The 15,709-nt window shown below is 43.3% G+C and carries 10 protein-coding genes and 1 tRNA gene; 5 read left to right on the plus strand and 6 right to left on the minus strand.

The window, feature by feature from the left end; translation table 11 throughout:
- Positions 1-474: 474 nt before the first annotated feature.
- From U0035_RS02935 to U0035_RS02950, 4 genes are all read right to left on the minus strand, one after another.
- Entirely contained in the window at positions 475-1,512 is a 1,038-nt protein-coding gene (locus U0035_RS02935) for an RNA/DNA-binding domain-containing protein (protein WP_114793153.1), read from the minus strand.
- Positions 1,513-1,889: 377 nt separating this feature from the next.
- Positions 1,890-2,990, minus strand: coding sequence for a GumC domain-containing protein (locus U0035_RS02940; RefSeq protein ID WP_114793154.1), 1,101 nt, complete (start codon positions 2,988-2,990; stop codon positions 1,890-1,892).
- A 25-nt stretch (positions 2,991-3,015) separates the two neighbouring features.
- Entirely contained in the window at positions 3,016-5,580 is a 2,565-nt protein-coding gene (locus U0035_RS02945) for an SLBB domain-containing protein (protein ID WP_245957840.1), read from the minus strand.
- A 150-nt stretch (positions 5,581-5,730) separates the two neighbouring features.
- On the minus strand, positions 5,731-7,854 hold the full coding sequence (locus U0035_RS02950; RefSeq protein ID WP_114793155.1) for a carboxy terminal-processing peptidase: 2,124 nt from the start codon (positions 7,852-7,854) through the stop codon (positions 5,731-5,733).
- Between the two features lie 471 nt (positions 7,855-8,325).
- Between U0035_RS02950 and U0035_RS02955 the strand changes: the two genes are divergently transcribed.
- The 4 genes from U0035_RS02955 to U0035_RS02970 all read left to right on the plus strand — a co-directional run bounded on the left by U0035_RS02955 (position 8,326) and on the right by U0035_RS02970 (position 13,299).
- A tRNA-His gene (locus tag U0035_RS02955) sits at positions 8,326-8,402 on the plus strand.
- Between the two features lie 51 nt (positions 8,403-8,453).
- Entirely contained in the window at positions 8,454-9,008 is a 555-nt protein-coding gene (locus tag U0035_RS02960; protein WP_114793171.1) for a DUF445 domain-containing protein, read from the plus strand.
- A gap of 114 nt (positions 9,009-9,122) precedes the next feature.
- On the plus strand, positions 9,123-11,780 hold the full coding sequence (locus U0035_RS02965) for a TonB-dependent receptor (RefSeq protein ID WP_245957841.1): 2,658 nt from the start codon (positions 9,123-9,125) through the stop codon (positions 11,778-11,780).
- A gap of 391 nt (positions 11,781-12,171) precedes the next feature.
- Positions 12,172-13,299: a glycosyltransferase gene (locus U0035_RS02970; protein WP_114793156.1), complete on the plus strand. Its 1,128-nt coding sequence runs from the start codon at positions 12,172-12,174 to the stop codon at positions 13,297-13,299.
- On the opposite strand, the gene U0035_RS02975 is transcribed toward U0035_RS02970, so the two are convergent.
- A complete protein-coding gene (locus tag U0035_RS02975; RefSeq protein ID WP_114793157.1) occupies positions 13,280-13,969 on the minus strand; it encodes a cell division ATP-binding protein FtsE in 690 nt (229 codons plus the stop codon). The genes U0035_RS02970 and U0035_RS02975 overlap by 20 nt on opposite strands.
- A 156-nt stretch (positions 13,970-14,125) precedes the next feature.
- On the minus strand, positions 14,126-15,166 hold the full coding sequence (locus tag U0035_RS02980; RefSeq protein ID WP_114793158.1) for a hypothetical protein: 1,041 nt from the start codon (positions 15,164-15,166) through the stop codon (positions 14,126-14,128).
- A 178-nt stretch (positions 15,167-15,344) separates the two neighbouring features.
- Here U0035_RS02980 and U0035_RS02985 point away from each other — a divergent pair, with 178 nt between their 5' ends.
- Positions 15,345-15,707, plus strand: coding sequence for a BlaI/MecI/CopY family transcriptional regulator (locus U0035_RS02985; protein ID WP_114793159.1), 363 nt, complete (start codon positions 15,345-15,347; stop codon positions 15,705-15,707).
- Positions 15,708-15,709 lie beyond the last annotated feature (2 nt).

The following is a 15,709-nucleotide window of genomic DNA, read 5'->3' on the forward strand; positions in this document are numbered from 1 at the left end:
TCAATGTAATACCCACCCTGCTTTTACTGTCTAGTGTTATATCAATTGTGAAGTGTCAGGGCGACATTTGTTGCGAAAAAATATGCTTGACACGACACTCGTGATTTATGCTTTTTAAGGGGGGAAAATAAACCGCCCTGGCAAGCCACCGCTTTCCTGGTATCTATAAAGGTGTGCTCATTTTCTTACATCACCTGTTTTTTCGATCATAAAATAACCGCCGGTTTTACGGCTGCCTTTCCTTTCAATTAATTTCATTGCTACTAATTGCGCAATTTGCCGCTCCATTGTTTTTATCGGGCGATGGTTCAATATTACCAATAATTGCCTGGCCTGCGCCCCCGCATTGTTCAAAATAGCTGAAACTAAGGAACTTAATCCCTCATTTAATCCACTATTTGCTATTGCTGCAAAACCGTTACGAGAAAGTCTTCCCCGATAGCTTTAAACCCGCTATGAGCAGATTTTTCTTCCTCAAAATAATTCATAATACGCCCAATCCCGGAACCGTATTTTTTCATCCAGCCTAAATTTTAAAAACTCGGCGATCGCTTTATTTCTTGGGGTTGATTTGTAATGATTCTTCGATAAGTCCTCAACCAAAATGCAGTCGGACAATTTACGGGGATTGTAAAATTCAATTTTATCATCAAACATTTTTAAAACAGAATGGGAATCAACACGGTAATCGCGATGGATGATCATATTCAGCACAATCTCGCGGACGGCTTCCAATGGGTACTGCCATTTCTGGATGTTTTGCGCGTTGCCGGTAATAACCAGGGCGATATTAATATGCTTTTTTACAAAGTCCAATACCTTCTCCACCTGTGTAATAATGTCTGCCTGTGTGCGGGGAGCATCTTTATTAGTAAAAATATTCTGAAACCCGCCCAACTCAATATTGGAAGCAATAGAATCGCGACTTTTGAACATTAAGTACGCTGCATTGACCGGCTTTTCTTCCCTGATTAAATTATATTTTAATAAAAAAGGCAAAGGCACTTCAGTAATAGTCATTCCCCGCACTTTCATAAACTTTATACGATGCTGCACCTTATCTAAAGAAATATCATCCAGGTTGTGCAAATGGTCGGGGTATGCGTCTCTGCTTGTATTAAGCGGTTGTAAATGCATATTTACTACTCCCGACACCGCAAGCTGATGATTCACGTTTTTTACCCGTTTGTAGTATTTTTCCCTTACAGAAACCGGCTTTACAGAATACTCCTGGATTGTCAGCAACGCAATGGTTTTGTCCTCATTTTTGATCTCCACATCAGAAATAATAACAGGGGCCATTTTATTTTTAATTTCATTGGACCACTGTGCAATAGTTTCCTTGCCTAATCCAAGCCCGTTCATTTCTCCGCTGTCTGAAATATAAACCGCTCCCCCTTTAGCATTACAAAAAGTGCCTAAAGCGATGGTCACATCAACGCCGAAAAAAGACTTGAACTCCGAGGTTTCAGCTTCTCCCCGTTCAATGATATGCCGGATATTTTGCTTCATTATTTTTTACACTACCAGGTATTTCCAGGCGGATTATTTTCGCACGCTGCCAGGAATGTTTTGCAATCGTGCTGCAATCCGCCGGTTTGCCCATCCATCGTGCTTACAATATGTGAACACAGGTAAAGTATCCATCAAATCATTCTCCGTTTCTTCCTTCCATGGATAAGATATACCTGATTTTTTACCCCTACCCGCTCAATAATATCCACTACTTTCGGGCATTCTAATGCGTTAACGGTAATGGCTCCATTTCCATTGAGAAATCCACCAAGTTTCAATAATATAACGATGATGGCGACCTTCCATCATTACTACAACTTATTCAATTATTACTTTCAATGAGGTGAAAGAATACCCCTGTTAATTTGCAGAACTCAGGCAACTTCTGTTAAAGCATCACGAAGCAATTTCTTGCCGCTGAGAAATAATGTCACCAGAAATATTGCTATAAACCCACCGATAATGACTCCTTTAATTTTACCCAATCTAGACTTAGCCAATGGCAATATGGGCTCATCTACTATCTGTATCAGGGGGCGTTCTTTCAGCAAGGCCATTTTACCCGCCTCTAAGTTTTGCATCAGCGTGCTTAGCACATTCTGGTTAATTTCTGCATCCACCCGGCTGTTTTGTATAGGTACAATGCGTTGTGCCATGCGGGTAGGATTTTGATTAGGCGTAGCATCGGCCACCACTGCCGCTTTACTAATGGAACCGCTCAACCTGCTTTGTACCGAATCTACTTTTTTTTGCAGGATAGCCACGTTTTCTTCAGCACTTTTAGTTTTCGTGGTAAGGTAAAAATCATTTACATTACTTACCAAGGCCTCGTTAAATTTCTTCGAAAACAACTCATCGGGGCTACTTACCTCAACAAGTATGATACTCAGATTTTTATCTTTTTTCTCAATATTTAAAAAATTTTTATTTAAATCATTAACCACTCTGGAAATAATGCTATCCTGTAAACGTTTCTGACTATCGTTTTTGATATTTGAATTATCGGCAACAAAACGAAACTGCTTTAGCGCCGGGTTTTCATTCCATAACTCCCGGTAACCCTTAAAACCATCGATAAACTGGTCAATTAACAGCTTATTAGGATTATTGTTGCCAGATTGTAAGGGACTAAGCAGGGTTTTAGCCAACATTCGCCTGGAGCGGTATAATTCGATAATATTATCTTCTTCAAATAAGCCCCCCTGGTTGCCAACGCCCAAACCAAATGCATTTGCCAAACCGGCATAAGCGCCTAAACCGCCTGATATCCCACCTTCTTCCAGTACAAAACTTGTAGTAGCAGTGTATACGGGCTTATCTAAAATAGCATAAGTTAAACCGGCAGCCCCCCCAAGTAAACCCCAAGTACCAATAATATACCACTTAGAGAGAAAATACCTGATCCAATCCCTGATAGTTAGAATTAAATCTTTCAGTGATATATCCTCATTTTTTAAATTAGTCTCGCTTGTCATTTTTTACTGGCTGTTCGGTTTTCTATTATTTTAATATAGCAAAAATTAGGGCTGCTAGAGAAGCTACACCCGTGCCCAGCCCCACCCAGGCCTGGGCGGACAAGCGCTCCTTAACGGGTTTTTGCGGTATAGAAATCTCAGCACCCGGCTTCACACCCGGGTAATTATTAAAAAATAGTACCTTCCGGGTGCCCTGCACAGAACCATTGGCCTGGCTAATAAACGAACCTCTTTTTAACGCCTGGTCTGTAAAACCTCCGGCACTATTAATATAGTATTTAAAAGATTTGCCCGGAACATATACCACATTAATAGGTCTTAATACCTCGCCGGATACTTTAACGGTTTGTAACAGGCTGGGCACACGAATAATATCCCCCTCTTCCAGCACCAGGTCGTAACGGGACTGTGGGTTTTTTAAAATATTATCCAGTTGAATGCCTACCAGATCAGACCTTAAATTGATGGCAGATAATGCTGTGCCGCTGGAAAAATCGTTCAGGCGCTGCAGGTTGGCTTTCTGAATTCGCTCTTCCTCTGCGTCATTGTTGGCATTGAGCGAGGTTTCTGTGCCCGGGCGTTTTAAAGAAGCGCCCTCGCTATAAGCAAAAGCAGTTAAACCTCCGGCCCTGTTGATAATATCAGAAATCCGTTCATTTTTATTTTGAATGGTATACAAACCTGGCCTCAATACTTCACCCAGTATCTGCACCTGTTTCAGGGAAGCACGGCCTTCTGCAGCACGTATCGTTACAATATCATAAGGTTGTAATACAAAGCCCGAATCAGACAAACTCAAATCCTTGTTTACCGTAGTATGAAACACTTCGGCTACCCGAACATCTTTTTGTGTCATATCTGCTCCCTTTATCCGGCGAGCTACCTCCACATTTAGCGGGTTAGCCCCCAACCTAAAGCCCCCCGCCATCTGAACCAGGTCTTCTACTTTCATATTTTCTGAAAAATTAAAAGTACCGCCACGTCTTACTTCTCCATTGATAGTCACATTATACCCATCACGCAGATCGAAGACGGAGGATATATTAACGATGTCATTTTTGTGTAATGGGAGATCTGCGTTCCCGCCGGTCATAACATCAGCCACATTAAATGGTAAGATGGTGGTGGTATTATCTGCATTGGTACGGATGATATACCCCCTTTCTTTAAAAGTATCGCCTGAAAGGCTGTCGGCTAAAATAACCAACTGACTAATAGTCATACCCGGTTTAAACTCATACATACCCGGACGGGCTACCGGTCCGACGATATCCACCTTATTTTCAAAACGCTCAAATATTGGATCTACAAATACTTTATCACCGTTTTTAGGGTAAAAATCAGGATACTCCATCAATTGTTTTACCACTATTTTCTGCGCACTTTCGGTATTCTGGATAATTTTTACTCTTGCCTTATAGGCCATATCCGAAAAGCCACCTGCATAACGAAGCACATCAGCCAGAGATTCGGAAGGCCTGATTTCATAAATCGCTGACCGCTTCACTTCGCCCAGCACATCTACCCGTATTTGATAAATTGGTATATGAATAATATCCTGGTCTTCGAGTCGTACATTGTCCGCTGGTACACCATTGATCAGAAAATCATACAGGTCGATGGTAGCGACGACCTGGCTCCCTCTAATCACCTGGATATTCCGGAACGAGCCTTTTTCGTTAGGACCACCGGCCATGTAAAGAGCGTTAAAAACGCTTGTCAGCGAAGAGACGGTGTACGTTCCGGGTTTGGTTACTTCACCCGACATAATTACACGTATACTACGAATATTGCCAAGATTGATGGTCAAATTAGTACGACCAGAACGAAGCCCGGGATAGACACCAGACATTTGCGACCTAATTTTGCTGGAGGCCTGTTCAATTGTGAGACCGGCTACATTGATCTTTCCCACATACTCCAACGAGATAAATCCTTCCGGCGACACCCGAGGTTGGTAACTGGCTTCATTGTCTCCCGTTAAATCGATTAGCAGTTCGTCGTCGGGGCCAACTACATAATTTTTCGGCGTAGCCATGCGGGTATTAGTTTCGAAGGGTGACACACCAGAGCTAAAAAGTGCCGCGCCAAATATTCTTGATTTTGGAGGTCCATCTTCGTCAGCCAAACGCCCTTTCTTCCCTTCTTCGTCTTCAGTTTCCTCTTCCTCTGTACTTTCCTCTTTATCTGGCTGCTGACCGTTAAGTTGACGAGCTCTGTCCTTCAGCTTCTGGATTTCCGTTGACGACATACCACGGGCTGCTGCCGCAGCTTCCAATTGCTTTTCGGTCATGCCCGACTCTCCCATCCTTTGCATCATTTGTCTTATCTGTGCATCCGACATATTTTCCACCTCAAGGTTACCATAATCGTTACTTTTGGGTGCAACTTTGGGAGTCGGCGCTGGACTACGATCCTCAGTTCCACTACCATTATTGTTCGTAGCCGGCCGCTGATTAGTAGTTGGTTGTTTACCAGTTGCTGGATTGATGGGTTGTCCTTTCGGTTCGTTTTGCGCGGATACCTGCGTAAAAAACAGGCACAACGGTACAACTAGGGAAATCAATAAACGGGAGAAAATTACTTTCATACAATTCATAAGATTAAGGACGGCTGTGTTACACACAAATTGCGTGCAAATTTAGTGTTATGAGTTCTTATTGACCCAGTTTTTTTTACACATAAAAAAATCTGCCAGCCCGTGGGCCAGCAGATCTCGTATCGCATTAAATATATGTAATTATTTATTCATTGCAAAGTTTTTCGCTTCCACAATCATATCGTCCATCACCTGGCCCGCCTGGTTGAGGTAAATATCTTCACTTAAGATCTTGATCCACTGCTTCAAACGCTCCTGCTTGTTCGCATCCTCCTTGTATTTATCCAGCTCCAAAGGCAGCAAAGATACTTTCAGGCTCTTTTTCAGCTTTTGAGCCGCAATGATCTGGTCGGCCTTAGCTTTTACCAGCTTTTTCTCTGCCTTGTACTTATCGATATTTAAAGAGTAGCTTCTTTCATTTTCATCCGCCAGCCAGGCAGCGTTCCTCAAAATGGTCTGGAAAGAGCTGTCCTTCTTTAAACGGTTATCACTTAATTGCTTTAAGGTATTGATATCATACTCCGAATTCCATGGCGTGTAACTGGCCTTATTGATCTCATCGTACTGCAATGCAAATTCATTATCTTTTTCTTTCAATTTTAACGCGGCCATTTGCGTTGGTAATACGATATCAGACTCCACCCCTTTTAACTGGGTAGAGCCGCCGCTTACCCGGTAAAACTTCCTTAAGGTTAATTTTACCGCACCCAGGTCGCCGCCACCGTCTCTTTTAAATCCTGAATGATCCAGGCCGATATTCTGCTGAACGGTGCCTTTGCCATAGGTAGAAGTGCTGCCAATCACCACACCCCTTTTATAATCCTGGATAGCTGCAGCAAAGATCTCCGAAGCCGAAGCGCTGAACTCATCTACCATTACGGCCAGCGGCCCGGTATACAAAACCGATTTGTCTTCATCTTTTAATATCTGCGCCCCGCTGGTCCGGTCTTTTACCTGCACTATCGGGCCGTCTTTAATAAACAAGCCTACCATTTGTACCACGTCATACAAAGATCCGCCACCGTTTCTCCTCAGGTCCATAATAATACCATCTACTTTTTCGTCTTTCAGCTTCTGCACTTCACGCGCTACATCGGTGAAGCTTCTTCTGCCGTTAGGATCGTTAAAAGGCACATAGAACTCCGGCAGGTAAATAATGCCCACTTTGGTATTTTTTACGCTATCTCTTAAAATGGCGCTGCGGGCATAGGTATCTATATCATTTTCGATCTTTTCCCGCACCAGCGATACTTCTTTTACCGTTCCGTCCGGCTTTTTGATGGTCAATCTTACCGTGGTACCCTCTTTACCCCTGATCAGCTTTACAGCATCCGACACATCATACCCAAGCATATCAACCGGCTGACCATCTTTTCCCTGCGCTACTTTGGTGATCAGGTCACCCGGTGCCAGCTGCCCCGATTTAGCGGCCGGGCTTCCAACGTTAATACTGATGATTTTGATCAGGCCTTCAGAATATTGTAAACCGGCCCCGATACCAAAGAAGCTGCCGCTTAGTTCTTCGTCGAAGTAATTTTTATCCGCAGGCGGGAAAAACTCGGTGTGCGGGTCCATGGCTGTAGTAATATTATCTACAAAAAGATTGAACTTGTCCTCCTCGGTAAATTTCACTTTATAGCGATCGAACATGCGGGTCATCATGGTATCGATCTTCTCACGGGCTTCTTTTTCGAGTTGAACATCTGTTTTTGCCGATTTCGAAGAACTTTTACCATCCTGCAAATCAACAAAACGTTCTAAAGCATAGTATTTCAGCTCTTTTCTCCAGCGGTCTTTACGCTCGGCTACGCTGGACGGGTACTGCAGCTTCTTACCATCCAGCTCCGCATTTTCATTTACTGTAAAATCAAAGGGTTGCGAAAGGATCTGGTTCTTCCATTGCACCGACTCTGCTATCCGCTGGTCAAATACTTTTGAAATACCGATAAAGCTCTCCACGGGCTCCCCGTTCATTTCATCATCAATCCTGGTTGCATATAAACCGGCGAGGGAGTCTACATCCCGCTTCAAAAAGATCTTCTTTTTGGGATCCAGGTCTTCCAGGTATTTATTAAAAACTTTTTGCGAAAACTCATCATTGATAGCCTTGGGATCGTAATGTCCCTGCGAGAGCAATTTGGCTACCATGTTCATAATCAGTTCATATTTGCCTACATCATCCTTACCGGGAATTATTTTGTTTTTGAAAGCAAAGAAAGATCCTGCCACTATCACCAACAATATCAAAAACGGGAGTCTCTTCATATTAAATATGTATTTTAAAATTTTTACCACACTCAAAATTAACGTTTAAAACCCATCATAGTTACCTATTTAAGAAAAGATTTGGAAATAGGGAGTGGCGAGTGGGAAGAGTGAATAGTGAATGGTGAGTGGCATTCAACCCCGTCGCGTGGGGACACGCGCCAGGGCGGTGAATAGTGAGTAGTGGCGGGAATGTCAATGAATGTAGAACATCGGGAATGAGTAATGAGTAGTGAATGGTGAGTGCATCCAACCCTGTCGCCTGAGAACACGCGCCAGGGCGATCATCGAATATTAAACATCCGGCATAAGTAGTGAGCAGCGCGGGCATCCAAATCTATCATATCCGGTATCCAGTGTCCTGTATCTATCATCCCGCAACTATCATCCAATGCCAAAAATTTTCCAAAAAAAATAATGCTTTTTTGTGGCGGAATGAATTATTCTGCCTACATTTGCAGCCCTTAAACGGTGGTTGTAGCTCAGTTGGTTAGAGCATCAGATTGTGGTTCTGAGGGTCGCCGGTTCGAACCCGGTCATCCACCCCAACAAACCCTGAATGTATGTTCAGGGTTTTGTTTTTTTATAACTATGTCACTATGAACCCCTGGCTATATTCGATCCCCCTGGTATCTGCATTGATTGGCTGGCTCTTCAACCGGGCCGTTTATCAGCAATTGCTGAACCGCTATTTGCCGGCCCGCAAAAATGCCATTGCCGCTATGCTGGGTGAAAAGGCCGGGCAGCTATTGCCGTTTTCTAAAATTGAGGAAAAGATAGGCGATGCTGCGCTGGTAGAAAAGGCCATGCCCATGATAGAGTCTCATATTGATGAATTTTTAACCGTAAAGCTACCCCAGGAAATACCGATGCTGGCCATGTTTGTGGGCAATAAAACCACCGACAAGATCAAAGAAGTATTTATAACGCAGCTGCGGGCTTTATTTCCTAAAGTAATGGGCACCCTTGTTAAAGACTTAAAAAATACTTTAGATATAAAGCTGGCCGTAGAAAATGAATTTGCTAAAATTGATATAGCGGCCCTGCTGAAAGAAAAACTTTCAGGTACATCCCGGCAATTTGCCCTTGCCGGTTTGCTGCTGGGCTTGCTGACAGGCTTACTCAACCTGTTGCTGTTTTATATACTCGCTTAACTATCTCATAGCGCTCGTTTTCCATTCATACCCGATTGAGCGCGCTTATAATTAAAAACTATGATTCGTACAAGTTACAGGGGTTTTTCTCGTCAAACCCTAAATTTTTTGACAATGCGATACTTTTTGATGGCCCTGGGCCTGCTTTTTACAGCGACTGTTATAGCCCAGGGTGGTGGACAAATGCCCGGGGGCTCTATATATGGTAAAGTAGTGGATTCGGCAACCGGCAAGGGCCTGGAAGCAGCATCTATACAGATCTATCAAACCCAACTACCCGGCCGTGCCGGTACGGACGGGGGCGGGGACTCTGCTTCCAAAACTTCTAAAGATATATTAGTAACCGGTATGCTTACGGCAGCCAATGGCGACTTCCGACTGGAGAATATCCCGGCTATGGGCCGGTATAAGCTGGTGATTTCGGGTGTGGGGCATAAAACGCACACCCGTCCATTCTCCTTTATCGATCCTAAAATGATGTCGGGCGGTAAGCCGGACATGCAGGCGATCATGGGCGCGCTGGATAAAGACCTGGGCAATATTAAGCTGGCCACGGACGTTGAAGTGCTTTCGGGTGTAACCGTTACTGCATCCAAACCTGCGGTACAGCTGGGTATCGACCGGAAGATCTATAATGTGGAAAACAACCTGACTTCCGCGGGGGGTACTGCTACTGATGTATTGAAAAATGTACCTTCTGTAAATGTGGACATCGATGGTAATATCAGTGTACGTAATGCCAGCCCGCAGATTTTCGTGGACGGCAGACCTACTACCCTTACCTTAGACCAGATACCTGCCGACCAGATTGCCAGCGTGGAAGTAATTACCAATCCTTCTGCCAAGTACGATGCATCAGGTGGTACAGCAGGCATTTTAAATATCGTATTAAAGAAAACCCGTACGGTGGGTTACAACGGATCTTTGCGCGCAGGTATTGATGAGCGGGGCCGGTATAATTTTGGCGGTAATTTAAATGTGCGCCAGGGAAAATTTAATGTGTTTGCCAACGTAGGTTATAATCAACGGAAAACTATTTCAGACGGTACTACCGAAAGAAACACTTTTTTGAACGATACTACTGTTAATTTGTACCAGACTGACCGCGCCATTGGCGATGGCCGCTTTTTGTTTGCACGTGCCGGTTTTGATTATTTCCTGGATAACCGGAATACCTTAACCCTGTCTGGTATGACGGTGGATGGAAAGTTTGATAATGTTAATACCAGCGACATTCTCACTACCAACCGTTACCCCGCTGGCAGCGATCAGTCGAGAATTGCAAGGACATCCGATGCGAATTTTGGCTTTAATATGAAAGGCGGTGCGGTAGGATTTGTGCACAATTTTCCTAAAAACGGGCACCAGTTAACCGCTGATGGCCAGTACAACAAAAGCAATAATAACAGTAAGAATCTTCTGAACAACAACATATTTGCGGTTAATGGCGGCCCTCAAACCGGCACATTCAGACAATTGCAGGAAGGCGCCGGTAATAATGAGCGGATTAACGCGCAGATCGATTATACAAATCCACTAACTGACAAGACGAAACTGGAAGCGGGTGTTCGTTATAATCAAACGAAAACCTTTAGCGAAAACGTTTTATCCCGTTATGAAAACGGCGGCTTTGTACGAAGCAATGACGCTTCTGCCAAGTTTAATTTTACTGACCAGGTATATGCGGCCTATGCTAATTTCTCGAGCAAGATCGGTGAAAAATTTGGCTACCAGTTGGGCTTGAGATTAGAAAGCTCCGAGTACAACGGGCAATTTTTCTCAGGAGCAGGTTATAGTAAAACGGATCAATTTAAAATAGCTTACCCCGCCAGTCTTTTCCCCAGTGTGTTTCTATCGTATCAATTGTCCCAATCGCAACAGCTGCAACTTAATTACAGCCGCCGTATCAACCGGCCGGGTTTCTTCCAGCTGTTCCCTTTTATTACAGACTATTCCGATACGCTTAACCTGAGCCTGGGTAATGCCAACCTGCGCCCGGAGTTCACCAATTCCTTCGAACTATCTTACTCAAAAACTTTCGACAAATCCAATAACCTGATCGTATCTACCTATTACAAACATACCGACGACCTGATTACCAGGTATCAAACCAGGGGTGTTCATCCGCTCACCAGCGATAGCGTTATACTCAATACTTTTTTGAACGCTAATTCGAGCTTCGTGGGTGGATTGGAAATTGTATCGAAAAACGCTCCTGCCAAATGGTGGGACCTTACTACTAATGTAAATGTGTATACTTCCAAGATCAATGTCAATGATCCATTGGTACCTACGGCCGACCAGATCTATAGCTGGTTTGCGAAAATCAATAACAGCTTTAAATTACCCAAAAATTTCACTTTACAGGTTTCGGGAGATTATAATTCTAAAACTGTTTTAGCGCCGGGCGGTTCGGGCAACAGCGGCGGTGGTGGTGGTCGCGGCGGATTCGGAGGTACGGTTAGTGGCAACGCACAGGGTTATAGTATGCCTACCTATGGCGTAGATGTTGCGGTGAAGTTTGAATTTCTCAAAGGCAAAACAGCATCTGTTACTTTAAGCGGCAGCGATATTTTTAAAACCCGTGTAAGTGACATTTATACCAACGCCGGTTTCTTTAACCAGCACCAATACCGTGTCAGGGATCAGCAGTTCTTCAGCATTAATTTCGCCTACCGCTTCGGTAAGTTTGATGCTTCGCTGCTGAAACGTAAAAACCTGAAGGCGGAACAGGAAGGTATGCAGGGCGGTATGCAGGGTATGCCCCAGTAAATAAAGTTTTCTTTAGCATGACTAGAAACGTGGCCGGATCTGATTTGGCCACGTTTTTTATTTACAGGTGATTGACCGATGTAATACCATTGCCGGTGTTTTTCGCCGGCAATTTAAACGGGTTGGCGAAAATATCAACAATACCTTATGGTTGGTATACTTACCAACCAGGGCGCAATTTTAAACCTGGAAGTACGACCTGCTTCCAGGTTTTTTATTGATAATCCTTTCAATAACAACCAGGTAATCAAATGATTTTAGTTCCGGGCATTTTATAATACATTTGAAACCACGTTTATTTAAACATTTTTACAAAAAAGGTTGTTGTAATACGACAATTCAGGAAAACGAGGCCTGGGACTAGAAATTTTTACGTTTATTATTATTAAGCTTGGATAGATACTTACATATTGTGTGCCTGGATGTGCCCTGCCCTGCCAATTGCGGAGGGTCCATTGACATGATGAACCGGATTAAATCGTTTCATAAAAAAGGCATTAAAATACATTTGCATTATTTCAGGTTTGATGAAAAATGTCATAACGCGGAACTGGGCAGGTATTGTGAAACAGTACAATCTTATGCTAAAAAAGATGCGCTGGATTGTCTCTCTCTCAGTACCCCGGCTTTTGTAAATGCCCGCTGTAACCAATCCCTCATCGAAAACCTGAATAAAGACAATCACCCGGTATTGCTGGAAGGCCTGCATACCACAGGTATTATCAACGAAATCAAAAAAGAAGGCCGGAAAATTTGTGTGCGGATGCATAATGAGGAATCGGTGCATTACCGGGAACTCGCGCGCAGTACGATCAATCCTGCCAAGAAAACCTTTTACCTGGCCGAAAGCCTGCTTACCAAAAAGTACACTTCTACATTACCTTCAGATTGTATGTACGCCTGCGTGTGCAGGGAAGATCAATCCAGTTTTGAAGAGCAGGGGTTTGAAGATGTACAGCTGGTTCCGGCATTTCCCAGCTGGCAGGAAGTGAGTTGCCCTAAGGGGATGGGCAGTCTTTGCCTTTTTCATGGTAATTTATCGGTGCCCGAAAACGAAAAAGCAGCGTTATGGTTACTGAGTAACGTGTTTAATAAAGTCCGTATTCCTTTTATTATTGCGGGTAAGAATCCGCCGAAAACTGTTCAAAAGGCTGCCGGCCTTTGCCAGAACACCTGCCTGGTAAGTAATCCCAGCGAATCAGAGATGGAAGACCTGGTGCAAAAGGCACATATCAATATATTACCCGGCTTTCATAAAAATATCACCGGCAGCCGTTTAAAGCTGGTACATGCTTTATACAGGGGAAGACACTGTATTACTACGCCTGCAGTGGTAGAAGGTACCGGTTTGGAAGAAGCCTGTCATATAGGCACCACTGCCGGTGCGCTGGCATCGATCATTTCGCAGTTGTATTATTTACCTTTTGAAGAAGAAGAAATACAGCTAAGAAAAAGATTGCTGGGCAATCGTTATGATAACAATAAAAACATCCAGCTTTTTATAGATTATCTATGGTAGCATTGTCTACTACCCTGCCCCCTTCGGTCTTAATTAACCTGGCCGGGTATTTTTTCACTACCGCATAATCGTGCGTAGCCATCACGATAGCCGCATTGCTTTCTTTGGCAATGGATAACAAAAGGTTCATGATCTCATCCGTGGTCACCGGATCGAGGTTTCCGGTAGGCTCATCGGCCAGTATCAGTTTCGGGCTGTTGAGCAACGCCCGGGCAATATCAACCCGCTGTTGTTCACCACCACTCATTTCGTAGGGCATTTTATTGGCCTTATGCTGCAGGCCTACCTGCTCTAATACCTGCGTTACCTTATCGTCTATTAATTTTTTATCGGTCCAGCCGGTGGCTTTTAACACAAAACGGAGATTATTGGCCACATTCCGGTCGGTAAGCAATCTAAAATCCTGGAAAACCACGCCCAGCTTACGCCGCAGGTAAGGAACCTGCTTCCAGTGCATATTTTTCAACTGGTATTCAGCTACTACTGCTTCGCCTTCAGTAAGCAACAGATCGCCATAAAGGGTTTTTAAAAGGCTTGATTTGCCGGTACCGGTTCTGCCCACCAGGTACACAAATTCACCTTCCCTGATAGTAAGATTTACCTCTTTCAATACCAAACTATCACCCTGGTAAATATTAGCGTTCTTAATTTCTATGATCGGCTGCTGCATGATATCCTTAAAAATTGATAGTGTGCAAAATAAGCTAAAATGTGCAATACCCTGTGAACATTATAGGCATAAAGCAGCAAATGGTAATGTTACAACTTTTCTACTCCCCGATGATCCATAATATCCGGGTATATAATGAACCTTGTACTGATCACATCAGTTCGTCCTTTCTGCTATCACTATTTTACTAAAAGTTCTTCCACCATCTTTATCAACCTGCGCTATACGCAGGTAGTACTTTTCCCCATCGACTGGTATGCCGTTATTATTTTTTGAACAGCCCAGCCCTCCCGCTACACCAAGCGCAAGCATCAGTGCAGGGACAAAGCGTCTCCTTTTAACATGAGCCACTCCTAATAATAGCAAGGACGCCAGGTACATACCGGCGGTAGCCGCCGCGTCTTTAAAATTAAGACCGGCTTCGTAGGTGATCGTTTTATCAGAGCTGCCACCGGGGGCTTTTGATACAACTGAGGCTACGGTTGTAAAAGCCTTCCCATCTGTTGATACCTGCACCTCAAAATGATCATTATTGTTTTCAGAGAGGGTTTCCCAGGTAACAAGACCATTTTCATTGGTAACCGATGCAGTTATCGAACCGAAGGTAACAGGCAAGGCGCCCTGGGTCCAGTTAAAATTATCGATAGCAAAGTAATCGAAATTGGAACTTAATGTTATTTGAAGCTGATCTATTGAAACATTGGTATTATCAGTACCCCCTTCAGTGGAAAAATCGATCAATCCAAAGCCATTTCCCGGTAAGGCGAATGTAGTGGCAAAGCCGGTTGTTTTTGTAAAACTAAACTGGGTTGCACCCCGAAATATGCCTGTGAAAGTGACTGAGCCGGGACCAGTTGACGGATTGGGAGCGCCTGGGTCTTGTTCTGCATTTCCGGTTACATAAAACCAAAAATTGTTGAGCTTGAAACTTCCTGACGGAACGGAAATAGCAGACACTGATCCGTAAGAGTCATTCAGATGTATGAAACGATTGGAAGCTCCATAACCCAGTCCGGCAAAATTGGCTATAAAAAAGGCAGGTGCATTGGTGGTAAGGTTAAATGTTTGTCCATTATTGGTAAACGATGTAGCACCAACTGTAGCCATCTCGAAGGTTTCGGTTCCCTGGGCATTTGTAAAATGGTATGGTGCAATAAGTAAAACTAAGCTACACAGCAGCTGAAATGTATATTTCATTGTAATTGGTTTAGAGTACCCAAAGGAAACATTTTTGTTATAACATTCCAAATAAATCAGTTATGATGATTTATTTAATCATTTATTAAGGTAGCTTTTACATAAGAAGATATAACTAAAAAAATAGTTTGTAAACTAAAAAATTAGTTTTAAATTGCTGCCAGAATCAATTACTATTATGAAACAACTTACTAAAGCCGAAGAACAGATCATGCATATTTTATGGGACAACGGGCCACAGTTTTTAAGAGAGCTGCTGGATAATATGCCGGTTCCCAAACCGCATCAGAACACCGTGGCTACCATATTAAAAATATTAGTAGAAAAAGAGTTCGTAACGGTAAATGTATTTGGCCGGCAACATCAATACACAGCAGCCATAACAAAGGAAGAGTATTCGAAAAAAACCATGAAGCAAATGGTCAAAGGATATTTCGAGGGCTCTTTTAGTAATGTGGTATCCTTTATGGTAAAGGAAAATAATTTGAGCATTGAAGAGCTGGAAGCCTTATTGCAGCAAATTAAAAACCAACAAAAATAGCC

Source organism: Niabella yanshanensis, from assembly GCF_034424215.1.
In the GTDB taxonomy this organism is placed as follows: Bacteria; Bacteroidota; Bacteroidia; order Chitinophagales; family Chitinophagaceae; genus Niabella; species Niabella yanshanensis.

Bases quoted from the DNA above. Each gene is read 5' to 3' on its own strand.
- U0035_RS02935 (WP_114793153.1), bottom strand. From the start codon at position 1,512: ATGAAGCAAAATATCCGGCATATCATTGAACGGGGAGAAGCTGAAACC.
- U0035_RS02940 (WP_114793154.1), bottom strand. From the start codon at position 2,990: ATGACAAGCGAGACTAATTTAAAAAATGAGGATATATCACTGAAAGAT.
- U0035_RS02950 (WP_114793155.1), bottom strand. From the start codon at position 7,854: ATGAAGAGACTCCCGTTTTTGATATTGTTGGTGATAGTGGCAGGATCT.
- U0035_RS02975 (WP_114793157.1), bottom strand. From the start codon at position 13,969: ATGCAGCAGCCGATCATAGAAATTAAGAACGCTAATATTTACCAGGGT.
- U0035_RS02960 (WP_114793171.1), top strand. From the start codon at position 8,454: ATGAACCCCTGGCTATATTCGATCCCCCTGGTATCTGCATTGATTGGC.
- U0035_RS02985 (WP_114793159.1), top strand. From the start codon at position 15,345: ATGAAACAACTTACTAAAGCCGAAGAACAGATCATGCATATTTTATGG.
- U0035_RS02980 (WP_114793158.1), bottom strand. From the start codon at position 15,166: ATGAAATATACATTTCAGCTGCTGTGTAGCTTAGTTTTACTTATTGCA.
- U0035_RS02945 (WP_245957840.1), bottom strand. From the start codon at position 5,580: ATGAAAGTAATTTTCTCCCGTTTATTGATTTCCCTAGTTGTACCGTTG.
- U0035_RS02965 (WP_245957841.1), top strand. From the start codon at position 9,123: ATGCGATACTTTTTGATGGCCCTGGGCCTGCTTTTTACAGCGACTGTT.